Raw genomic sequence first — 23,247 nt, forward strand, 5'->3', positions numbered from 1 at the left:
AGGCGAATTAGAACGTCGGGCGAACCGCCGAGAGCGGAAAAGAAAACGGGAGCAACGAGCGACTTAAGACGCAGGTTATCGGATAAGCACGCAGACCGGCTTGGAAACGGGCAACTCCACCCCGGCATAGATCGGCAGACCGGTGTGCGGTTCGATTCGGAACAGCACGACGGAATCCGATTGCTGGTTAGCCGCTAACAGCCATTGTCCGTCCGGCGTGAGCGCGAAGTTGCGTGGCGTCTTGCCGCGAGTGGAGACGTGGCCCGAGGCTTGGAGCTCGCCCGTCGTTTCGTCGATGCGGAATACGGCGATGCTATCGTGTCCGCGATTCGACGCGTACGCGAACCGTCCGTCCGGAGAGACCAAAATTTCCGCGCAGGTGCTTTCTCCCTTGAAGCTGGCTGGCAGCGTCGTGAGCGAAGCCCGGCGGTTCAGCTTGCCTTCTTCGTCTACTTTGAAATGCGTAACCGTACTGTCTAACTCATTCAAGACGTAGGCGTCATTCGATTCCGGGCGAAACGCAAGATGGCGAGGACCCGCTCCGGGTTCCAGGGACACCGCATCGTAAGCGGACCATTCGTGCGCTTCCGGGCCGCGCTCGTACGTCAACACTTTGTCCATGCCCAGATCGCACACGTACAATAATCGTCCGTCCCCGCTGAAAAATGCGGAATGCGGATGCGGCGCTTCCTGGCGGTCCGCGTTCGGACCCGTCCCCGTGTGACGGAACCGGATCATCGGAGGCCCCGGCTTCGTGTCCGGATTCACGGGGTACATCGTTACCGAAGCACCGCCGTAATTGGTTACCGCGACCCAATCCTCCGTCGGAGTCAGGCTGAGATGGCAAGGATGGATGCCATGCGTCGGCGCGTAAGTCCCGGGTCCAAGCTTGCGGGTGTCGGGATCTACCGGGAACGAAGCGAGCTGTCCGCCCTCTGCCTCGTCGCCATCGACGTCCACGTATTTATCCGTCTCGCTTACCGCGTACAGTCGAGTTCCTTCCTTGTTCATTCGAAGGAACGATGCATTCTCGATATTGCCGTATTCGGCGGTTTTGAAGAGCTCGCCGGTCTCGGGCAGAAGCTCCATTCTCGTTATTCCGATTTCGTTCTTGGCGGCATAAGCGCCGACCCATATTTCATGAGCTTTGGTCATAACGATATCGCTCCTTAATATGTAAAATAAAAGCCCCCGAGTCTCCTCGGGGAACTCTTAATTTATGATACAACAATTAGGGATTTCGTGCAGGGGTGGCGATGTGCTCATAGACGCAGATATTACTGCGTGTCCATCTTCTGTTCCGCGCGAATATTCTCTATGGTCGTTCCGCTACCATTCGATTTCTGAGACTGCCCAGCTTATCGATCGTCACCGTAACGAGGTCACCGGGCTGCAGGTAGATTTGTTTTTCCGGCGGATAACCCATCACGACGCCTTCCGGAGTACCGGTCAGAATAATGTCGCCGGGTTCAAGCGTGAATATCGAAGAAATGTCGCTGATCAGCTCGGCCACTCCGAAAATCATATCTCCAGTGTTGGAATTCTGGCGTTCTTCTCCGTTAACATAGGAACGAATGTTCAACGCTTGGGGATCACCCACCTCGTCGGCGGTCACCAAATAGGGGCCGATCGGCAGAAACCTGTCCCCGGATTTGCCTGCCAGCCACTGAGAGGTGCGCATTTGCAAATCCCTCGCGGACAGATCGTTTGCCGCGCAGTAGCCGAACACAAACTCGAGCGCCCGATCTACGGGCACATATTTCGCCCTCTTGCCGATCACGACAGCAAGTTCGGCTTCGTAATCGAGCTTGGCCGTAGTCATCGGAATGGCGACTTCGCTGTCGTGTGACGTTATGGCATTGTTGAACTTGTTGAACAAAATCGGAAAGGGGGGAATCGGAGAATTGGTTTCCTCCGCGTGTTTGCGATAGTTAAGGCCGATACAGATGATTTTGTTCGGCTCCGTAACGCAAGTTCCCCATTCGACGTCCTCCTCTTTCAGCCATATCCTGTCATCCTTCGATTCCAACGCGAGCAGGAGCAGCCGCTCCAATCGGCCGAGCGCTTCCGCCCCTCCGCGAACGGTTTCCATCGTGCTCAACGGAACATACGTATCGGGACAGAGCACGCCTGCCGCAGCTTCAACGTCCAGCACGCCTTTATCCGAGGCGATCCCGAGCGACCACCGTTTTTGCTTAGCCATGCTCAACAGCTTCATTTTGCGTTGTCCCCCTCGTAATCTCTTTTAAGCTCGCATGCCTGTCGAGCCGAAGTTCCTCCCGAAACAGGCGATCGATCCGCCGCTCGAGCAATTCGGCAGCACGCAGAATGGCCTCGTCGACGGTAACCCCTAATTCAAGCAAACTTGCAAGGGCAATTATACGGCTTCCATTCATTAGTTCCAGGGTCTCCAGCAAGTCTACCGATCCGCCGATTAGAATTGCAGGCACTTCAAATCGTGCCGCGGCTTGCAAGACTCCGTAAGGCGTCTTTCCCCGAAGAGTCTGCGCGTCGATCCGCCCTTCGCCCGTGATAATCAGATCGGCATCCGCAAGCTCGTGTTCCAACCCGCTCTTCTCGATGCAGATCCCGATACCGGACTTCAGCTTCGCCCCTAACAACGCAAGCAACGCTGCGGCAACTCCTCCCGCAGCCCCGGCGCCCGGCTCATCATGCATGCGGAGGCCCGTCGCTTCCGCCATCACGTCGGCCCAATGCGACATGCCCTTTTCTAGCTCATGGACCATTGCCGGCGTTGCGCCCTTCTGAGGACCAAATACGGTCGTAGCTCCGTTCAGCCCGTTCAGCGGATTGTCGACGTCGCAGGCAACGATCCATTCACACTCGCGGATTCGAGGGTCTGCCGAATTCAAAATGAGTCGCTGAATCCGAATTAATGCGCCGCCGCCGCGTTCGACCTGGTTACCGGTTTCGTCCAGAATGCCGAATCCCAGCGCCTGCAGCATGCCTATACCTCCGTCGTTGGTCGCGCTGCCGCCCAAGCCCAACACGAACTTGCGGAAGCCTGCATCAAGTCCGGCGCGAATCAATTGACCGAATCCGTAGGTGGAGGCGGCCAGAGGATTCCGTTCGTCGGACGAAAGCCGGGGCAGACCGCAAGCGGATGCCAGTTCCGCGACGCATACCGAACCATTGCCCAGTATGCCGAATGAGGTTTCCAAGGGTCTACCGATGGCGTCTTCGACGGTTGCGGCAACATAACGCCCCCCGGTTCCTTCGACGAGACAGGAGAGCGTACCCTCTCCTCCGTCCGCCATCGGAACGACCTTGACTTCCCAATCCGGATGCACACCGGTTATGCCTCGGGCAATCGCTTCTCCCGCGCCGCGGGAAGTAAGGCTTCCCTTAAACGAATCCGTTGCGATCACGATTTTCAAGTTCGCTTCAATCCTTTCGGTTAATCGCTGTAAGCACGGACAACGCCCGATCCGCCGATGCCAAGGTAAGCGTCACGTCTTCCTCCGTATGAACGCTGGATAAGTACCACAAGCCGCTTGGACGAACGAGGACGCCTTCGTTCAACATCAGTTCCGCAAACTTGGCATACATCCCTGCATCGCGCTCCGCGAACTCTTCGAAAGTCGTGACTTCGTCGCGTTCGATGAACATAAGATGAAAGACGGGACCAGTCCGGTTCACAACGCCGCGAAGGCCATGTTTGCGCAATAATATCCGCAAACCATCCGCCAACCGGATCGCATTTTGCTCCATCTCGCGGAATGCGGCCCCGTCATCGAGCGTCAATTCCTCGATCGTAGCCAGCGCCGCGGCAGTCGCGATGCAGTTGCCGTTGAGCGTTCCCAGATGGTTGACCGTCCCTCGGTCGATGAGATTCATGATCTCCAGCTTCCCCACGACCGCGCTTAACGCGATACCGCCCGCCATCGCTTTGCCCATTGTGGTCAAATCCGGCACGATACCCAGCCGCTCTTGCGCGCCCCCAGGCCCAAAGCGGAATCCGGTAATGACTTCGTCAAAAATAAGCACGATACCTAATTCCGCGGTCAGCTCGCGCATCCGTTCGAAGTAACCGGGTTTGGGAGCGATACAGCCGTTGTTGCACATGACAGGCTCGGTGATCACCGCGGCAATCTCCGCATGCCTGGCGCGCAACACATTCTCTAGCGCCTCCGGATCATTCCACGGTAGCAAAATAACTTCCTGCAGGCTCGATCTGCTCTGCCCCGAAGTGCCCGGCCGTACTTCATCCGTTTCTCCGGAGGTTTCGGCCAACTTCATATCCGGACTCGGGAAGGAGGTAAAGATCGCGTCCGACCAACCATGGAAATGTCCATGGAAGCGAACGATTTTCGTCTTGCCCGTATGCGCTCTGGCGAGACGAAGCGCCACCATCACCGCTTCTGTGCCCGATCCGCTTAGCGCGACCTTGTCGGCGCTCGGCCACATTTCGGTCAGCCTACGCGCGAGTCGGATCTCGCCGTCATGCTGCAATCCATAGGTGTACCCTTGCTGCATCGCCTCGTGCACTTTGGCCGTTAATACGGGGTGCGCATGTCCTAGGATCAGAGGTCCGTAGGCGAGCAGGTAATCGATATATTCGTTGCCGTCAACGTCGCGAACGCGCGATCCCGCGCCCGAGCTCACGAATAGAGGCGTCGGCTTCATCGCGGCGCGCAATGAGCTTGCGACGCCGCCGGCCAGATAGCGCGATGACTCCGCGAGCTTACGTTCAGATACCTCGAATGATTTCAATTGACTATCCTCCTAATTCCAAGTACGAATTTATGAACAATGAATGCTCGGCTGAGCCATCAAGCCGTAAGGCTTTAACCGGTAACCCGGCTCGTCGCGGGCATCCCCGCGTTCGAAAAACGACCAATCCATCCAAGGATTATGTTGGCCCGACTGATGGAACGGACCCAGCAGATTGCGAAGGCTTCCCGCAATTTCGACGTCGATCCGACATTCGCCATCGGCACCGTTCACCGAATGGGCGATGTCCAGACCGTCTGCATCTTCCCAAGCCACGACGCCGGAGGAATGCCCGTTCACGCGGACTTCCGCGCATACGCCCTGCATTTGTCCTAAGACGAGATGGCAGCTTCTTTTGCTTCCTAACGCTTCCTTTAGAGCCATGCTAAGATCGATCCGGTAATGGTAGACGATGTTGCCCGGATAATGCGGATACCCTTGCAGCGTCCAATCCCCAACCGCTAATTCCTCCGGTTCCCGCACGATCCGCCTCTTCGCGTCGACCGCGAAATCGCCGAGGATATATACATTTTCCATCTCGTCCGCGTTTCGATAGAGACAAGACAGAATGATCTCGTGAGATCCCGCGCCCGTATGCGGCAATCGCGTTTTCAGCCAATCCCGATCGATGAAATAACCCTCGGCGCGCACGGGAACATCATCGCCGTCCAATACGATCCGAAACCGTTCCGCATGCTCTACGGCGATATAGAGGTCCGCGGACAATTCGTCTCCCTGCTCGAAAACGAATCTCCAATCCACCAACGCTCCGTCCCGATCATGAGGATTCAACGCCCAGCGAAAGCGTTGCTGTTGGCCGTTATAATGGATGTCCCGCATGCTTAGACGATTCCGTACTTGCCGCTGCGCCTGCCATACCTGCATCGGCTCGGACCACGGCTCTCCGTTCATCCGAAAGCTGCATAAGTCCAACGGCAACGCGTTGGGCATCGTCCTGGAGAACGGGCAACTCACCGGCAACGTAGCCGTTGCTATCGTCATCTCATGTGCCATACGATAAGTAAAGCGATGTTCGGCGGCAGCGCCCGCGGACGGCAATCGCTCTAGCTCTCCCGCCTTGCGAATCCAATACAGCTTTGACCCCGCCGCACCCCAACGTTCTACGAAACGCATGCCGCCGTTAGACGACGTGACTGCCGGAGAAGTCTTCCGAACGATCTCTCCCGTCAAAGGGTTCCATTCCTCTAGATCACCCCGGACAGAAAGCCGCACTTCCGCTTCCGCGCCGGTTGTCCTATCGTTGTTAACGACGAATAGGGAGTAACCCTCCTCATGCTCTCGGAACATGTACAGAAGCTGGGGAAGCTCCAGCCCGTATTCGCTTCTCAACGATACTCTGCGGAGCCCGTAACCCTCAATAATCGAAATCGCTTTACCGACGTCCTCCGCATGGCGGAAACCGGCATGCCGCTCCAGCGCAAGCCAATCTTCCGACGGCTCACCGTCGATCAGATAGGGCAGACCTCCGATCGCGATGATCAACCCTCCCTCGTCAGCGAACTTCCGCAACAGCTCGAAGGTCGAGCGAAGAGCCGTGCGAAGAGCCGGAAGCAAGACCGCGCGGTAAGGAGCGTTCTTGACGAATAACTTCCCGTCCCTCGCTTCGCCGTCATCGGCCATGATCGTTTCGTCTCCGAAATCGAAGTCGACGTGCTGCCCAAGCAGCGTCTTCACCGTCCGGACGAGTTCGGCCTCGTAAGCGTTGACGGCAAGCAGGCTCGGATCCTCCCATTGCAAATATGAATGCGGATCGCTACCCACCATCGTCCACGCCGTCGACGCGGGATGGATGACCAGCAAATCGCGAATCGGAGCGCCGTCGCTTAATACCGCCGAAAGTCTAGCGAAGTAATTTTCCATGACGTGGTTGTACTTCCACCACGGGGAAGCCTCGCCGAATACCGGCGGGAAATCCCGTTTACGGCAGCCGTTAAGGCTGTATAGCGATAAATGCTGGCATCTGATCGTCACGCCCATCGCGAACTGCCAATCGCCGATCCACTTCTGGCCTTCGAAGGTAAAGTCCCACCCGCAGCAGCCGTAAGTCTCGCTTAGAACGTGTTTGCGTCCGTATTGATGGGCAACGCTCGTACATTGCTTGACGGTCAGCCATTCCTCCGTTTTCTCGTCCAGGACGTCGATTCCGGGAACGTGCTGATGACGGTAATGCGGCATAACCGCGCCGGTGACGCGCGTAGAGATTCCGAGATTATGTTCGATCAGATAGTGTCCGGTAAAAGCAAGTCCATTCGTTTCGCACCATTCGCCGATCTGCCTCGAATACGCGTCCTCGAACCGTTCGGAAATCGTTCGCCAGTAATCGTGCCTCGTCTTGGCGGACTTCTCCCCTTCCAGAAACAAGTAAGGCAATCTTTCGATCAGATCGTAACCTCGCTCCTTCAGAAACCGGTCGCCGAAATCCTCCGTCCACGGAAGCCAAGGTCTTCCCTCCGCATAGCGACAGTGAAAGTCGGCGATGCTCGGCTCGTCGGTGAAAATACCGGGAACCGCGCTGCCGAAATCTTGACCGATAAGCCGTTTGTAAGGCTCGTGCGTGACGGAGAGAAAAGCGGAGACGGCTTCCGGATTCAGATTATCGACCGGTGCCTCGCCGTTGAACCACTCGCTGCCGGCGGAAACTTCGCTACGTAACGCCAGCCATACCGTGGCCCCCCCGTCTCTAGCGTCCTGTTGGCGATCCTTGCGCATCGCCTTCGATTGTTCCTGCTCGGCCGCCCCGAAGGATACGCGCTCCAAAGAAACGAGGGTCGTGCCCTCGCGCAACCGCGCACGGAATATCGCCAGAATCCCCACATCATCCGATCGGGGAGGGGCGTCTCTCATTTCCAGCGTCACGGCTTTGGCGCGATAAGCGTCGCCCATCGATGCCACGCGTCCTCCCGCTCCTCCCGAAGGAAAGCGATCCTCGTCGTATAACCAAGCGCGAAGCCCAAGCTTGCGTGCCGCGGCCACGACTTCCCTGACGCAATTCATCCATTCCTCGCCCATGTACTCCGTCTCCAGCCCTTCGCGCGAATGCATGAAGAAGCCGCCCATGCCCTGCTCCTTCATTTGCTCCGCCTGTCGGACCAGTTCTACGGCGTCCAACCGGCCGTTCCACGCCCAGAAAGGGCTGGAACGGTATTCCGCGCCCGGATCGCGAAAATGATCGCGAAGAGCAAGTTCGGCTCTCCCGGTCATACTCGGGCTCTCTTCCGCGTTCATTCCGCAGCCTTCCCGCCGACGGCCGGGCTTCCGAACCGGAGCACCAGTACCGAGTGCCGCGGAAGGTGCAGCTCGACCCGCCCGTTCTTGAGGCTCGCCGGTTCTACGACGCCGAAGTCGCGGGAACGATCCAACAATTCCCACTCCGCGAAGGTCGAATGCGCCGCCGCGCTCCCCTCCAGCTCGACCGTATATTCCCGGCTCTCGCCGCCGAAGTTGCTGACCCATAGCACGGATTGTCCCTTCTCCGACGTCATGGCCAACGCGTACAGTCCTTCCGCGCACACCGACACTTCCGCGCGGTTAGGGTATGCCGATAGCGATTCGAATTTCTCGAACACGCGATAGGATTTCTGCGGAATGCAATAGGCATCGAACAAGCCGCTGTATAGCTCATGCGGTTGCCCGTCGTAATAGTTGGCTTCGTCGACCGGCGTATCCTGCAGCATGGCGAATACGGCGGCGATGAAGGATGCTCCCTCTTCGTTCTTCTGCCGTTCGAACAGATTGCGGCGGAACGTCTCGCCGCCCGGCTTCCACAGCTGGCGCCAGATTTCATCGTTCGCGCCCTCGTCTGCCCGCATGTAATTCCATTCGTTGAGATGGCTTTCCGTCCGGATATATCCCGCATCGTCCAGCAGCTTACGGGCTTTCAGCGCATTGGTTCTGATCTGGCCGGGATCGTCCGCGTACGTGTGCCACGTGAAGAAATCGAGAGGCAGACCGTGCTCGCGGCAATAAGCTACGAATCCTTCCGTGAAGGGCATGTTGACCATCGTCGCGGCTTGGCCTCCGACTTTCAGCGAGGAATCGTGGGCTTTAATCGCGGTCGCGGCAATCCGGTAAAGGTCGTAATATTGCTCTGGCGTTCCGGACCACATGCATTGCCGATCGGGGTTGTCCGGCTCGTTCCAGATTTCCCAATAACGAATGTCGTAATGGAATCCGTTCGCCCAGCCTTCGTTGTAATGGCGAACGATATTCACGCAGATGCGCGCCCACTTGTCCATGTCGGCGGGCGGGTGCACGTAGTATTTGACTTTCGTATGCTCGATGCTTTCCCCTAAGCGATAGACGATTTTCGCACCCGTCGCCAATACGGAGGCGATATATTCGTCCGTACGGGAGAAATCGTAGCTGTCCGGATCATTCTCGTCCCGGCTCATGTCCCGAAAAATCGTATGAATATCCACTTCTCCCGGATTGGGCCAGTTGGTATCGTGCAACCGGACGAGAGGGATGCCCGCCTTTTCGTAATAGACGGATACATCCATCAAAGAGCCGTAGCAAACGGGTCCGTTGTTTACGCCATGCACCCGTTTGAGCGGGGACGTCTTGCGATCGGAATGCAATATGAGATCAGCCATCGTTTTTCCTCCTAATGGAACATCCAGCCGCCATCGACGTTCAGCGTCTGTCCGGTAATAAAGTCGCTGTCCTCCGAAGCCAAGAAAACGAAAGCGCCCTCGAGGTCGGAGGCGTTTTCCCGACGGGAGAAGCATTGTGCCGCAGCCAGCATTGTCGCGGATGCGTCCAGTTCCTCCTCGCTGAACCGTGCCAGCTCCGTCTCGGTCAGCACGGCGCCCGGCATAAGGCAATTCACGGTAATCCCGTGCTCGCCAACTTCCCGCGCAAGCGCCCTAGTGAAGCCGATGACGGCTCCTTTGGACGAGACGTAGTGCAGCAAATTACGCTGACCGGTCAGGAAGGTTACGGACGAGACGTTGACGATTTTGCCGCGGCCCCGCTCTTTCATGTAAGGAAAAACGGCTTGGGAGCATAGAAGCTGGGAGCGAACGTTAACGCCCATAATCCGATCCCAATCCTCCTCGGTGATCTCGAGCCAATTTTTGCGCGGATCGATACCGGCGTTATTGACGAGAATATCGACGGTGCCGAACCGGCCCGCGACCGCTTGGACCATTGCTTCGACATCGGCGCGACGAGATACGTCCGCTCGAACGAACATCGCCTCGCCACCTGCCTGCACGATTTCGGCAACGACCTGCTCCGCCAGCTCGGGATTCGCGACGTCGACAATGGCCACCTTCGCACCTTCCCGCGCGAAGCGTTGGGCGATCGCGGCTCCAATCGAACGGGCGGCCCCGGTCACGATAGCCGTTTGTCCCGATAGTCTCATAGGCCGCCCCTCGAAGCCGAACCGCCCTCGAGCGCGGGGAGGGCTAATGCCGTATATTGGCGCAGCGCGCCCTTATGATGAAACGCGGGTGGCGACCACTGCCGCAAACGTTCGGCGAGAACGGTGTCGATTTCCGACGCTGTCTGCTCCGCGCCTTCGATGCCGACGATGTCGATGCTTCTCCCCGGAATGTCGATCCGAATGAGATCGCCGTCCCGAACCGCCGCGATCGGGCCGCCGTCCAGCGCTTCGGGACCGAGGTAACCGACGCACGGTCCGCGCGTCGCCCCGGAGAACCTCCCGTCCGTCACTAGCGATGTCGTGCGCGATAGCTCCGGATCGGAGGCGATAAGCTCCGACATGAAGAACATCTCGGGCATGCCGACCGCTTTCGGTCCTTGATACCGGATGACGACGACGTCCCCGGGGACGATACGCTTCTCGAGCAACGCGTCGACCGCGTCGCGTTCCCGGTCGAACACCTTGGCCGGGCCTTGATGCACCTGCATGTCGGCGACGACCGCGAATTTCTTGATCGTCGCGCCGGCAGGAGCGAGATTACCCTTCAGCACGGCAAGCGCGCCTTCGGGCTTAAGGGGTTTCTTGACGGTGTAAATCAGATCCCGGCGATTCAGCTTGTAATTGGCGAGGAACATCTCCGCGAACCGCGGCATCTCGTTTTTATTGAAGTCGTCCAGATTTTCCCCCAGCGTCTTGCCCGTAGCCGTTAAGACGTCCAAATGAAGAAACTCGCGAATCTCGTTCATGACGAACGGCACGCCGCCCGCGTACCAGAACAATTCCGTCGGATAGTGCCCCGCCGTCTTCGTATCCACGAGCACCGGAACGCGGCGGTGAATCTCGTCGAATTCCTCCGCCCGCAACTCGATGCCCGCTTCCCGGGCGATCGCGATCAGATGCATGACGGCGTTCAGCGAGCCGCCGATAGCCGAATGCACGCTAATCGCGTTCTCGAACGCCTTCTTTGTCAAAATCATCGAAGGCACGATCCCGGCGCGCGCAAGCCTCATGACTTGTTGGCCGGCATCCCGGGCGGATCGGCGAATTTCCGCGTTCGTCGCCGGAATTAGCGCCGACCAAGGCAGCGCGAGTCCAAGCGCTTCGGCCATCGCCTGCATCGTCGCGGCCGTGCCCATGTACTGGCAAGCGCCGCAAGTCGGGCAGCATGCGCGTTGGAATGCCAGAAATTCTTCCTTCGTCATCTGCCCCTTGTCGACCTCGACGCTCATATGCCATAACTCTTCGTTAGACCGCAGGCACGGCCCGGCCCCCATCGCCCCTCCCGGCATATGAAGCGCGGGAATATCGAGGCGCGCGATGGCCATAAGATGCGCGGGCACCGCCTTGTCTCCCGCGGAGGAAAGTACCATTGCATCGAACGGGGTCGCGAGCGCGTGGATCTCGACCATCGATGCGATCAGATCTCTCGACGGAAGCGAATAATGCATGCCGCCGTGCGCTTGCGCGACTCCGTCGCAGATATCCGTCGCCGTATAAATAGCGGGCTTACCGCCGAACTGATAGACGCCTTTCTCGATCTCGGCGACAAGCTCTCCCAGATGATAAGAGCTCGGGTGGCTGGCGCCTGCCGTGCTCTCCACGAGCACTTGGATCTTGTCGAGATCCTCGACGCTCCAATCCATCGACATGCGCAGCGCATCGCCTTCGAAACTGATTTTACGAACCTTCTGGCTCTCGTAGACGCGATCTTCCATTATGCCAATCCCTCTTCCCGTTGTTAGATTCGCTCCTATTGCCGCCTCGTTCTACCGGCGAATCCGTCAATCGTCCATCTCGTCGAACGGATAGATCGGCCTCGGCACGCGGTCGAAGACGAGCGAGCGAAGATTGGCCGTGCTGGCCCCCGGAGTGTCTAAAATATAGATTTCGTTCGATAGCTTCTCGTATTCCGAGCGGAATTGGTTGGCCGACTTCACCATGACCAGATCCGCCTTCAGCGGTTCCAATCCCACGCTGCGATACAGCGCCGGATCTCCGGTAAACACCGCCCGTTCCATGACGACGACGGAGATACCCCCGATGGCGATAACCGCGCAAGTTCCCATATTTCCTTCGAGATTCTCGATGAAACCGTCCCCGAACCGGAACTTCCCGCTGCCGATTGTCATAACCGTACCTTCGACTTCAAGCGGAGTTCCCGAATCCGTCGATACCGAGTGCCCTAGCGACAATCGAACCGAACTTCCCTCTCCCGCGGCAACCGCCAGCCGCGCGGCCGCGGCGTCGACGATCGTCAGCATCGCCGTAAAGCGCTTATGGGCGTTCAACTCGAGCAATTGACGAAGCACGTGGACGCTGTCTCCGGGAGAACCGGCTCCGGGACTGTCCGCCGAATCCGATACGATCATCGGACTCGAGTCTTCCCGGCCGTCGGCCAACAGCGATACGGTCTCCGGCACAGAATACAACCGAACGTCGAATGCCCGGCGTTTATCCCACATGAGCGACGCAAGGCGATCGGCTTCCGCTTCCGCGCGCGTACGGTCCTCGCCGACGACGACAATCGAACAGCCCATCTCTTTCACGTCGAGCCAAGGCTGAACCGCGAACAGCGACGTCTCGACGGCGCTGCCGTCGCTCTCCCCGATCTCCGCCTCCGCCCATAGCTCCCTCATCGGACCTCGATACGTCTGTTGATTTTCCGCGGGAACGATCATCGGCACTTTGCGATACGCGATGATCGGTTTCAATCGTCCTCGAATCCGGTCGAACAATAGTTTCGCCGCTTTATAGCCCGTCTCCTGATAGTCCACATGAGGAAAGGTATGATAGCCGACCAGCGCGTCGACGATATCCACCATCCGGCGGGTAACGTTCGCGTGCGAATCGAGCGTGATGACGATCGGAACGTCCGGACCGACCAACTCTCTTACATCCGCCAGAATCTCCCCGGCAACGTCGTCTTCGTCTTCCGCCGACCATGCTCCGTGCAAGGCCAGCAGGACGCCGTCCGCGGGCAGAGATCCGCGAATTCTGCCGAACATCATTTCTTTCAGCTCGTTCAACGTCTGCCTGCCGATTCTTCCCGAAGATACCGCTCCCGTGTACAGCGTCGGAAGAAGCTCTACGCCCTCCTCTTCCGCCGCTTGATAGAATCCGTTCAGTTCGTTGCGCGCGGAGCGATCCTCCGCCATCTTCTCGTCCGCCGCGAAATAATAACGGAGAAAATCGTCTACGGTCGGTACCGCTTTGCTGAAAGTGTTGCTTTCCTGAATAAAACCGCCAGCGATTACCCTCATCTCGAATTCGCTCCTATCTATTCGAATTCCGGCTCGTCCGGTAGGAGAAGCCGTCACAGCGCATGACGCCTTCCTCCAATATCAAAACCAGCGCATGATGCTCGTCCGTTAAGTCATTCTGCTCAAGTACGACGCGCGAAAACGTATCCGCCCCGTCCTCCGGCCGTAAAACCAATTCCTCCAGCTTCCGACCGTCCAAATATGCGGTTGCCCTGCCGTATGCCTTCACCGGCATACGAAGTCGGAATGCGTCACCGCGGAAATTCCACTTGAGCCTATGCTCGATTTCTTCCGAGAAACCCCGGCGATCGACCGAAAAATAGCCGATGCCATGCACATAGTCGGCGGACTCCTCCGGCTCCCAGCGATCCGGGCTTTGCGCCGATCCGGCCAGTCCTTCCGAAGGCAGCAAGTTGACCCAATGCTCCCGGACCTCCCCCTGTATATCCAAACGCGAACACTCGGCGATCACGCCCCCGCTCGCGATTATACCGATACGTCCAGGTACGGCGGTCAGCCCGATTTCCATCTCGATACCGTTAACCGTCGCCTTGCATCCGTCTTGTCTTTGCACGACGGTAATACGATAGGTCGCGGCCTTTCCGAAAGGACGACGATCATCGTAATCATGCCGATCGGATTTGGCCCAATCGGAAAGCGTCTCGCCGTCTTCGCCCCCGATCGCTAGAATACGCTTCGTTCCGTCCCTCGCGATTTGAATCAAGGCAACCGCGCCGCTTTGAACGGCAAGGCCGATACCGTCCGCGAACATGCGCGGATCGGGCTCGCCGTCCGCCCAACGCGGCATGACCGTCGAACCGACCGGTCCGTTCCAGCCCCACGCGACGGTAAATAAACCGGTACTGACGATCTCGGCGATCATCGCGAATTCCTCGTAGCCTTTACGGACGAAACTAACGGCAGGCGCATTGTTCGCGGAGAGCACGAATCGGTCCGCGTACGGCTCCGCCCAAGGACGCGAAGCGGAGTTGATCGTCCCTTCGCCCCGCTCGTTTAACGCGGGATACATCGCATGAAGCATCCCGTCCGCGGTTACTTGTCCGGAGTACGTCTGTCCCCATATGCCGTATCGCTCATGGCCGCGGGGGAAAGAGTGCCAGCAGGAGCCTTCCTGATGAAGCTCCCAAGCTTCTTCCAGATGGGCCTTTTCAAGCTCCGCCCGGAATACGGCCTGATAGGAACGATTGCTCCCGACGGATGTGGCGGGCGCGTATACGTAACCTCCATGCACGTAAGCGGGATAAAATTCTAGCGGCGCCGGATGATACTTCAAGCTTTGCGGATACAAAAGGAACGCCGGATCGCCATACGGACCGTCGGGCCGATCGGCGACGAGCGCCGCCAGCGACCAGGAGCCTCCCGTATTGCGCGACATGCTCATCATGGCGACGATCAGCCAATCTTCGGAACGCCGAATGAGCGTGCTGGCGTAAGTTCGCTTGTACATCCCCTTAAGCAGCGGCTGATCCGTTTCGTTGCGGAGAGGATGCGCATGCTTAATGAAGGGGCCTTCCGGTCGGGAAGCCGAGGCATATGCGATGCCCCCCTGCTCCTCCTTCAGCGAGCCCCAGCCGTAAATCATATGGTAGATTCCGTCCTCGTACACGACGGAAGCATCGAGAGTCGCGAGCGTCGCATCTTTCGGCGTATAACGATCGGCCAGCCCCCTGCCGTCGAATACGGGTCCGGTGTTGTGCCAGCTTGCCCCTCCGTCGGTCGAGCGCAGAAGCGTAATAACTCCGAGATGAACATATCCTTTCGAATACAGGCTTACGTAAAAATACCAATTTCCGGATACGGGATCGATGAAGAAATATCCGTTAACCGGCCAATCCCATACGCCGACTCCGACGTGGACCGGATTGCCGGAATATTCGGCGAAAGTGTCGAACGAAGGATCCCCGATCAGAGGGTGGGAGTGCCAATGCCGAACATGCCGGCTCTCCGCGTAGTTCATGTTCTCTCCTCCATCGCGCTCAGGATTTGACCGAACCGGCGGTAATGCCGGCTACCATGTATTTCTGACCCGCAACGAAGAATATCAGGCATGGGATGATGGCGATCATAATATCCGCGAATAAGAGGTCCCACCTTTGACTGAACTTTCCGTAAAATTTAAAAACCGTCATAGGAAGCGGCCATTTGTCTCCCCCGGCGAAGTAAAGATAGGTCGTAACGTCGTTCCAGACGCCGATGAAGTTAAAGACGATAACGGTGACAGTGACCGGAGCCAGCAGCGGGAAAACGATGCGGAAAAACATTTGAATCGGACGGCTGCCGTCTATGATGGCCGCTTCGTCGATCTCCCGCGGGATCGTCCTGATAAACCCGGTATATAGGAAGATGCTTAAAGGCAGCGTATAAGCGACAAATATAGAGATAATACCCAGATACGTGTTGTTCAGGTGCAGAACGAGCATCGTGAAGTAGGTCGGGATGATCGCCGTCGGCACGATAATGCCCGTCAGAAAATAGAGCGAAGTAAACTTGGCGAATCCCGAGCCTTTTCTAGCGATGTAATACGCCGCCATGGCGGCCAGAAATCCGGCGAGGATGACGACCGTGACGCCGATAAACACGCCGTTCGTCAAGCCTTGAAGCGCATTGGACTTCGCGAATACTTGAGCGTAATTATTGAAATGGAGGCTTTTGGGCCAGCTGTAACCGAGTCGGTTGGCGCCGAGCGTGTCTTTAAGCGAGTTGACCACGACGATCCAGATAGGCATGAGGTAACATAGGGCGACAACAACCATGACCGCTTCCAGAAGCCAGGTTGCGGAACGGAACTTAAAGGTTCGCTTCATCAATAATCGACCTCCAGTCTGCGGAACAAACCGAGAGTGATAAAGCTGACCAGACTGATTACGATCGTGAACAGCAAGCCCGCCGCAGCGGAATATCCGAACAAGCCCGAAGAGAAAGATTTGAAAATGAAGGTGCCGTACACTTGCGTCGCGTCCGCCGGCCCCCCATTCGTCAAACCGTATACTTGTCCGAATACCTTCGCGCCTCCGATGAGACAGAGAATCGTATTGATGCAAAGCGAATAGATCGTAAGAGGAAACGTAATGTGCCTGAACTTGCTGATTCCGCCCGCGCCGTCCACCGTAGCGGCTTCGTAGTATTCCTTCGGCACGGACTGTAGGCCCGTCAGAAAAATGACGACGATCGCGCCGATCGACATCCATATATCCATTACGCAGATAGCCGTCATGGCATACTTGGTGTCGGTCAACCAGTTCTGGGCCAAAAACCCGAGCCCGACGTGCCGAAGCAGCGTATTGATCGGTCCGAATGTCGGTTGGTATAGCGCGCTGAACACATAAGCAATGACGAGCGGATTAAATACGAACGGCGAGAAAATAATCGTCCGGTACGTATTTTTGTATTTGACGCCGTTGTTCAAGATGAGGGCCAAGCCGAAACCGACGACGATTTTCACAATGGTCGTGGCAGCCGTGAAAATGAGCGTGTTGCGCACTGATATCGCGAACACCGGCGATTCGAACAAGTCTTGAAAGTTTCGCCAACCGTTGAATTTGGGATGCAACGGGAAGTAGGAGGACCAGTTCGTGAACGCCATGACGAGTCCCGATAAATTAGGCAAAATGAAAAACAGACTGAATAGGCAAAAAGCCGGAAGGACGAACAGCACCGAATATTGCCCGGATATTCCTTTCGATCGCATGCCGCACCTCCTTTCCAATAGAACCGCCGCGCCGGTTTCCCGGTTCGCGGCGGCGTGTTTAACTGCTAAGCCGATTACCAGCCCGGGGTTTGGACGGTGCGGTTATATTGCGCATAGTCCGTATACCAGTCATCGAAAGCCTTCTTGATGTCTTTGCCGTTGAAAATATCCAGGAACGGTTTCCCGGCATCCGTACCGAGCGGGAAAGTCGGGAAGTGCTGGCGGATAACGTCGAGCGTGACCGGCATCCCGGTTTGGGCAATGTAGCCGTCCATCTCTTGCTGCCAGACGCTCTTCTCGGTGTTGTAGTCCTTGTAAGGCGCCGCGCCCTGCACGGGTTTAACCAGCAAGTTGAAGTGATCCGGTTCCATCAAATAATTGACCAAATCCTTGGCTTCTTGCTTATGTTTGCTGTTCAGCGGTACGCCCAGCGCGCGTCCCGACAAGTTAACGACTGCGCTGATCTTCGAGTCGTCCATCGTGAACGGCATGAAGCCCAGATCCTTGACTTTCTCGGCATCGAGCTTGGCAAGATCGTCGTACAGCCAGTCGCCGAGAACGGTCATTCCGTACTTGCCGTCAAGCAGCCCTTGATAGCCATCCGCGATCAAGAGAGACAGATGGTCTTTGTTCGTATAAGGAACGAGCGAAGTCATGCGCTCGGCAAACTGCATAAAGCCGGGCATCTCGGAAGGTTTCGTCTCGTTCTTTGCCATCTTCGCCGCATCTTCGTCGGTGACCGAGAATACGCCGCCGACGGCTTGCAGCATCTGGTAAGTCCAGCTGTCCTTGCCCGGGATGAAAATCGGCGTGACTCCCGTCCCTTGAATCTTCTTCAATCCGTCCATCAATTCCGCGTAGTTCATCATCGGCACTTTGACTCCGGCCTTCTCGAACACTTTCTTGTTGTAGATCGCGCCGAAATATCCAAGCGGGAATGCATAGGCTTCGTACGCTACGCCGTCTTTCGCCGTGAAGAGTTTCACGCTGTCGAGCGTCTTGTCCACCCACGGTCCTTGAAGCGGTTCAAGGAAGGAGAAGGGAATCAAGCCGTCGCCGGCGTTGGCCATGAACAGGTCCGGCGCGTCGTTGGTCGACATTTTGGTTTTCAGGATGTTGATGAACTGATCGTCGGGGTAGACGTCGACGCGTACCGTGTTGCCGGTCGACTCCTCGTATGCGGCGATGGCGCTCTTAAGCCCTTCGGACTCTCCCCAAGCGTTGAAGGTAGCGAGTACCATTTCGACCGGTTTCTTGCTCGGAGCGGACGCTCCCGCAGAAGGCGAGCCGGCTGGCTCTTGCGAAGACGCGTTGTTGGAGTTTCCTCCGCACGCGGCCAGAATCGAAATCATGATAGCGGTTACCAATAACGTCATTCCTAACTTGCCATTTCTTTTTAACAAGCGACGACCTCCAATAATCTGAATTTTCAATCAATTTGGATGCATGATCATTATTGCAAACGGAATGCCCTGCAGGATATAGAGGATTGTTCGGTCGATCTGGATTTTTGGACAAATTTGCGGACGGTCGTTCGGTCAGAGCGTCATCAGCTTGTTCCAGATCTTGTTGTAATTGCGCCAGTCGCTATGGATTCGCGGACTATTGCTCAGAATAACGCCGATTGTCCCGTAATGGGGATCGATCGACAGCATACATCCGGTGAACCCGGGATGCCCGATGCACGCGGGGGATTGCAGGTCGCCGAAACATCCGTGCGGGTCGACGTCCGACTTCCGCCAAGCGATCGGCGTCTTCGAGAATCGGCCCCCCGTCGTCTCGCGAAGCATCAAATCGACGCCGGCCGGCGAGAAAACGATTGGGTCCCCGTGTTTCCGGAGAAGGAACAATCGCGCGAACAGCATCAGATCGGATACGGTGGAATACAAACCGCTATCCCCGGTCACGGCCGCATTGCGTAATCCGCCCATACCGCTTCCCGTCTCGTAGTTCCAGGGCAGTACGAACGTGCCTTCTTCCAAAAGCGGCGTCTCGAACGTCGTATCCTTCATCCCGAGCGGATCGAACAGGCATTCCCTGGCGAAAGCCTCCAGCCGCTTTCCCGACAACCTTTCGATCATATCCATCAGTATCGTGTACCCTTGCGTAAAATAAATCTGGCGTTCTCCCGGCGTATACGAACGGGAATCGATCGCGTAAATTCGACGCAAATACGCTTCCGCGTCTTCCCTGTTCGGCCAAGGCTCGTCGATTCCATCGTAACCGGCGGTATGCGTCAGCAGATGCCATACGGTTACGTCGGGAAAACGATATTCCGGAATAACGGATCTCACGGGCGAATACAAGGTAAGCAGCCCCTCTTCGATCAGCTTGACGATTAGGCTTGCGGTTACGATCTTGGTCACCGATCCGACATTAAAACGCGTCCGGCCGTCGACAGCCGCCCTTTCATAGCCTTCCGGCGCGGAATATCCCCCCGTGAAGGCATAGCGAATTTCCCTTGAGCAATCCAAATATCCGATAGACAAGCAAGGACTTAAATCCTCTTCCATCAGCCGATGGAAATACGAATCCAACCTGGGCGCATGCGCCGTTAGTATCATCCCGATCGCCTCCGATCCTATCCCGTCGCCTTGTCTTCCCGGAAAAATAGCGTTGTTTGTACTATACAATAATCGATCTCTCGTGAAATATGGAAGATTGTTCGACCGTTCTGGATTATTGACCATATTTAGTTCCTACCGGCTATTTCTCCTTGGGTATGTGCTAAAATAAAACCAAGGGGTGGTCAGACTGAGAATACGCAATCCGTTGCAAATCAGACTTTTCTTCTTCTATTCCCTCGTCTTTATTCTGATTATCATTCTTGCAAGCGTTCCCACTTATATTTATCTCAAACGAGGAATCGAGAAAAACGCCCTCAACACGATGAACGAAACGGTCGGGAACGTTGCGGAGAAGCTGGACGCCCGCCTGAAGGAATTCGACAACATCAGCAAACAGCTTTACCTGAGCACGGATTCGAACAACCGCACCATTATTCAACACTTGGGAATTCTACAAAACGATAAAGGCTCCTTCGACGAGGTCGAATCCGTGCAAGCCGTCTACAGTTTGCTGGGTCTCGTCACTTCTATATACAACGATATTCACCGGCTCACGATCTTTACATCCCGCGATGTCGTCTATTCCAATCCGAAAGCTCAAATGTCCGTCGCGAAGGCTTATCCGGACTCTTTCGAATTGCAGGAAATCCGGCATTCCGCGGGCGAGACGGTTTTACGGTATTCGGCTCACGACCGTTGGGCAAATACCGGCGCCTCGCCGGTTTTCAACTTCAGCCGGTTGCTTAACCCGAGGCAGGATAAAATCGCGGTCATCGAAATGCAAATTCGCGCGGGCGATATGCTGCCTCTCGACCAAATTCGCTCGATATCGGGCGCCATCCTCACTTTGTCCGACGGCGATCGTATTCTTTTCGATAGCGCGGCCGGCGATGCTTCTCAACCGCGGCGGAACGAGTACGTCTTCCGGAAAAATATCGAATCCGCGAATCTGACGATCTCTCTGACCGTTCCTCGCCGCGTCGTCCTGTCCGAGCTTGTTCTTTTCCGCAATTTCTCATTGGCTACCCTATTCGTGCTTGTCGTGTTCTCCCTGCTCGTATACTATTACTTGTCCAGACTGCTCACCCAGCCGCTAGTCAAATTAAAAGAAGCGATCGACTCTATCGATCTGGAAGACAAGAGGCTCAATATCGACAACAAGTACAAGGTCAACGAGATCGAGCGAATTAACAGGTCCTTCCGCAATATGAATTCCCGACTGCAGCATTCCCTCGAACAAATCGTGCAATTCCGTATGACGCAGCTGCAATCCCAGTTCGATACGCTTCAAGCGCAGATTAACCCGCATTTCCTGTTTAATATGCTCGGCATTATTCAAGAGTCCGCCGAGAACGGAGAACTCCCCCAAGTACGGACGATTTCTCGCAGCTTGTCCGAATTCATGCGCTATTCGATTTCCATAGATTCGCCGGTCACGACTTTGGATACGGAAGTGTCCTTCTCGATGCGCTATTTGGAACTAATGAAGACGCGTTACATGCATAGGCTGACTTACTCCTTCGACTTCGATCAAAATATGCTGCACATGATGGTGCCGAAGCTGATTATCCAGCCGCTTTCGGAAAATGCCATCAACCACGGATTCGCGGGCATTCCCCACCCGCTTCATATCGAAGCGACGGGACGGCTCGTCGGCGAACAGTGGGAAATACGCTTCCGGGACAACGGAGCAGGTTTCGGTTCGGAAAGGTTGGAAGAGGTGCGGCTCAAAGTTCAGGAGGCGCTCGATCATTTGAATTCCGACTTCGATACGGTAAAGCTGGGAATGGGAGGCATGGGCCTGACCAGCACGATCGTCCGGCTCAAGCTCATGTTCCGAAGCAAGCTTCAGGTAGAGATCGGCGATCACCCGGACGGCGGAGCGGAAATTACGATGCGGGGATTAATCAACGGGTAGGTGACTTCACATGAAAATCCTGATTGTAGACGATGAACCTTTCTACATCGAGCAATTCAAGAAGAAGCTGGCGATCGCCGGCTCCGAGTCGGGGGTCGAAATCGCCATCGCCGGCGAATGTTACGATGGCCGTGAAGCGCTGGACTTTATCGCCAAGGATAAGCCCGATGCGGTATTCACGGATATTCGCATGAGCGCGCTCGACGGCATTGAACTGGCTAAGGCCATCCGGCAACGTTATCCGGAACTTCCCGTCGTCATCGTAAGCGCTTACCCTTCCTTCGATTATTTGCGCGAAGCGATGCGCGTCAATGTCTCCGAATATCTGCTCAAACCGATCGAAATGCAAGCGTTAAAAGCGATTCTCGACAAGCTGTCACTGCAATGCCGCAGCCGTAGCAACAAAATGGCCAGGGACTGCCTGCAGGCGGTATTGGCTTCTCCCCAATTGGAGGAAACCACGGTCCAAGCCGCGCTCCGGGCGCTAGTCCATCCTTACTATCGCGCGCTTTTCATACGCAATAGAGAATCCGTATACGAATATCCGGTGCTGGCGCCTAATATCGAAGAGGACAACGAGGTGCTGCAAGAGGCTTTAAGACCGTTGTTAACCGGGCAGCCTTCCTGGATCATTCCGCTCGACGACGGAAGGTCGCGGCTGATCGTGCTCGCTCTGACCGATGCGAACGGGCACGACCTGTCCGCCATTCTGGCAACCGTTTCCGCCCATTACGCCAGCGATGGCATAAGACCGTCCATCATTTACAGCGACGCTTTTGCCGATATTCTAACGTTGAACCGTCTCGTCCCTACTCTGCGAACCGCTCTGGCCGATAGAATCGTTATCGGCAAGCCATCGTATTTCGAGTTGTCCGGCCTTAGCGTGCCTTTGACTGCCCCCTATTCGGATATCGAACGGGCCAAGCTGGACAAGCTGATGGTCTCGCGCGACACTTCCGGAGCGTCAGCGTTCATTCGCGGACTGTTTCGGAGCTGGGAGAACGGCAGTTATCCCATGAAAACCATCGGCAAAAGGATGAAGGAAATCGTCTCCGGAATCGAGCGGAATAGTGGCGACTCGAGCCGGCTGGAACCAGGGGACGGGGACGCGCGAATCGACGAACTTCTGCAGACGGCCCGAACGTTGCCGGAACTCGCCGAAGGGTTCCTTTCCATGCTGGCGCTCGTCTTCGAATGGGACGAGGCCGAGCAAGAAAACGGGGATTTCAGCCGGCTGTTCGCCCGAATCGAGACTTATATCGCCTCGCATATCGGCCAACCGCTTTCCCTTCCGTTGCTTACCGAGCAATTCCATGTCTCCAAGACGCTGCTTTGCAACCTATTCCGGGATTATACGGGCAAGTCGTTCGTCGAGTACGTGACTTCTTATCGGATGCGCAAAGCGCAGGATCTCATGCGTTACTATCCCCGCATGCGCAACAAGGAGATCGCCGAGATGGTCGGTTACCCCGACCAAAACTACTTTAGCCGGGTGTTCACGACGGCAATCGGCATGAGTCCGAGCGATTTCCGGTCGCGCAGCGCCGCTAGCGGAGATTAACGCCTTATTTGTCCAATATTCCATGTCTTCCGAACGATTATCCATATCTTCCTCCCGATTTTCTCCGCTATAATTCGCACCAAGAGCGGCC

Annotated in this window: 16 protein-coding genes; 2 read left to right on the forward strand and 14 right to left on the reverse strand. The window is 56.4% G+C overall.

Annotation, left to right across the window (positions count from 1 at the left end; all coding sequences use genetic code 11):
* Positions 1-75: 75 nt before the first annotated feature.
* The 14 genes from D7Z26_RS25515 to D7Z26_RS25580 all read right to left on the reverse strand — a co-directional run bounded on the left by D7Z26_RS25515 (position 76) and on the right by D7Z26_RS25580 (position 19,674).
* A complete protein-coding gene (locus tag D7Z26_RS25515) occupies positions 76-1,155 on the reverse strand; it encodes a lactonase family protein (RefSeq protein ID WP_120979866.1) in 1,080 nt (359 codons plus the stop codon).
* A gap of 160 nt (positions 1,156-1,315) precedes the next feature.
* Positions 1,316-2,218, reverse strand: coding sequence for a fumarylacetoacetate hydrolase family protein (locus D7Z26_RS25520; protein WP_120979867.1), 903 nt, complete (start codon positions 2,216-2,218; stop codon positions 1,316-1,318).
* Positions 2,196-3,389, reverse strand: coding sequence for a glycerate kinase family protein (locus D7Z26_RS25525; protein WP_325050477.1), 1,194 nt, complete (start codon positions 3,387-3,389; stop codon positions 2,196-2,198). The genes D7Z26_RS25520 and D7Z26_RS25525 overlap by 23 nt, the downstream gene beginning before the upstream one ends.
* Positions 3,390-3,405: 16 nt before the next feature.
* Positions 3,406-4,734 (reverse strand): aspartate aminotransferase family protein, encoded by a 1,329-nt coding sequence (locus D7Z26_RS25530; protein ID WP_120979869.1) that lies wholly within the window; start codon positions 4,732-4,734, stop codon positions 3,406-3,408.
* 30 nt (positions 4,735-4,764) lie between these two features.
* Positions 4,765-7,980, reverse strand: a complete 3,216-nt coding sequence (locus tag D7Z26_RS25535; RefSeq protein ID WP_158602445.1) for a glycosyl hydrolase — start codon at positions 7,978-7,980, stop codon at positions 4,765-4,767.
* On the reverse strand, positions 7,977-9,347 hold the full coding sequence (locus D7Z26_RS25540) for a GH39 family glycosyl hydrolase (protein WP_158602446.1): 1,371 nt from the start codon (positions 9,345-9,347) through the stop codon (positions 7,977-7,979). Before D7Z26_RS25540 ends, D7Z26_RS25535 begins: the two co-directional genes overlap by 4 nt.
* 11 nt (positions 9,348-9,358) lie before the next feature.
* Complete coding sequence (locus D7Z26_RS25545; protein ID WP_120979872.1) at positions 9,359-10,120, reverse strand: SDR family NAD(P)-dependent oxidoreductase; 762 nt, start codon at positions 10,118-10,120, stop codon at positions 9,359-9,361.
* Complete coding sequence (gene ilvD / locus D7Z26_RS25550) at positions 10,117-11,856, reverse strand: dihydroxy-acid dehydratase (RefSeq protein ID WP_120979873.1); 1,740 nt, start codon at positions 11,854-11,856, stop codon at positions 10,117-10,119. The genes D7Z26_RS25545 and ilvD overlap by 4 nt, the downstream gene beginning before the upstream one ends.
* 66 nt (positions 11,857-11,922) lie before the next feature.
* A complete protein-coding gene (locus D7Z26_RS25555) occupies positions 11,923-13,401 on the reverse strand; it encodes a M81 family metallopeptidase (RefSeq protein WP_120979874.1) in 1,479 nt (492 codons plus the stop codon).
* A 13-nt stretch (positions 13,402-13,414) separates the two neighbouring features.
* Entirely contained in the window at positions 13,415-15,379 is a 1,965-nt protein-coding gene (locus D7Z26_RS25560) for a glycoside hydrolase family protein (RefSeq protein WP_120979875.1), read from the reverse strand.
* 19 nt (positions 15,380-15,398) lie between these two features.
* Positions 15,399-16,226 (reverse strand): carbohydrate ABC transporter permease, encoded by an 828-nt coding sequence (locus D7Z26_RS25565; protein WP_120979876.1) that lies wholly within the window; start codon positions 16,224-16,226, stop codon positions 15,399-15,401.
* Positions 16,226-17,110 carry a carbohydrate ABC transporter permease gene (locus D7Z26_RS25570; RefSeq protein ID WP_120979877.1) on the reverse strand — a complete coding sequence of 295 codons (885 nt, stop codon included), beginning with the start codon at positions 17,108-17,110 and terminating at the stop codon, positions 16,226-16,228. The genes D7Z26_RS25565 and D7Z26_RS25570 overlap by 1 nt, the downstream gene beginning before the upstream one ends.
* 74 nt (positions 17,111-17,184) lie before the next feature.
* On the reverse strand, positions 17,185-18,513 hold the full coding sequence (locus D7Z26_RS25575) for an ABC transporter substrate-binding protein (RefSeq protein ID WP_120979878.1): 1,329 nt from the start codon (positions 18,511-18,513) through the stop codon (positions 17,185-17,187).
* 135 nt (positions 18,514-18,648) lie between these two features.
* Entirely contained in the window at positions 18,649-19,674 is a 1,026-nt protein-coding gene (locus D7Z26_RS25580) for a serine hydrolase domain-containing protein (protein WP_158602447.1), read from the reverse strand.
* A 208-nt stretch (positions 19,675-19,882) separates the two neighbouring features.
* Between D7Z26_RS25580 and D7Z26_RS25585 the strand changes: the two genes are divergently transcribed.
* Together D7Z26_RS25585 and D7Z26_RS25590 are read left to right on the forward strand one after the other, a co-directional pair.
* Complete coding sequence (locus D7Z26_RS25585; protein WP_120979880.1) at positions 19,883-21,595, forward strand: sensor histidine kinase; 1,713 nt, start codon at positions 19,883-19,885, stop codon at positions 21,593-21,595.
* 10 nt (positions 21,596-21,605) lie between these two features.
* Positions 21,606-23,156, forward strand: coding sequence for a response regulator transcription factor (locus D7Z26_RS25590; protein WP_120979881.1), 1,551 nt, complete (start codon positions 21,606-21,608; stop codon positions 23,154-23,156).
* Positions 23,157-23,247 lie beyond the last annotated feature (91 nt).

The organism is Cohnella endophytica (assembly GCF_003628305.1).
Taxonomy (GTDB): Bacteria; Bacillota; Bacilli; order Paenibacillales; family Paenibacillaceae; genus Cohnella; species Cohnella endophytica.

What these genes read in the sequence shown, in the direction of transcription:
- D7Z26_RS25515 (WP_120979866.1), bottom strand. Translation starts at nt 1,155, where the DNA reads ATGACCAAAGCTCATGAAATATGGGTCGGCGCTTATGCCGCCAAGAAC.
- D7Z26_RS25520 (WP_120979867.1), bottom strand. Translation starts at nt 2,218, where the DNA reads ATGAAGCTGTTGAGCATGGCTAAGCAAAAACGGTGGTCGCTCGGGATC.
- D7Z26_RS25535 (WP_158602445.1), bottom strand. Translation starts at nt 7,980, where the DNA reads ATGAACGCGGAAGAGAGCCCGAGTATGACCGGGAGAGCCGAACTTGCT.
- D7Z26_RS25540 (WP_158602446.1), bottom strand. Translation starts at nt 9,347, where the DNA reads ATGGCTGATCTCATATTGCATTCCGATCGCAAGACGTCCCCGCTCAAA.
- D7Z26_RS25545 (WP_120979872.1), bottom strand. Translation starts at nt 10,120, where the DNA reads ATGAGACTATCGGGACAAACGGCTATCGTGACCGGGGCCGCCCGTTCG.
- ilvD (WP_120979873.1), bottom strand. Translation starts at nt 11,856, where the DNA reads ATGGAAGATCGCGTCTACGAGAGCCAGAAGGTTCGTAAAATCAGTTTC.
- D7Z26_RS25555 (WP_120979874.1), bottom strand. Translation starts at nt 13,401, where the DNA reads ATGAGGGTAATCGCTGGCGGTTTTATTCAGGAAAGCAACACTTTCAGC.
- D7Z26_RS25560 (WP_120979875.1), bottom strand. Translation starts at nt 15,379, where the DNA reads ATGAACTACGCGGAGAGCCGGCATGTTCGGCATTGGCACTCCCACCCT.
- D7Z26_RS25565 (WP_120979876.1), bottom strand. Translation starts at nt 16,226, where the DNA reads ATGAAGCGAACCTTTAAGTTCCGTTCCGCAACCTGGCTTCTGGAAGCG.
- D7Z26_RS25570 (WP_120979877.1), bottom strand. Translation starts at nt 17,110, where the DNA reads ATGCGATCGAAAGGAATATCCGGGCAATATTCGGTGCTGTTCGTCCTT.
- D7Z26_RS25580 (WP_158602447.1), bottom strand. Translation starts at nt 19,674, where the DNA reads ATGATACTAACGGCGCATGCGCCCAGGTTGGATTCGTATTTCCATCGG.
- D7Z26_RS25590 (WP_120979881.1), top strand. Translation starts at nt 21,606, where the DNA reads ATGAAAATCCTGATTGTAGACGATGAACCTTTCTACATCGAGCAATTC.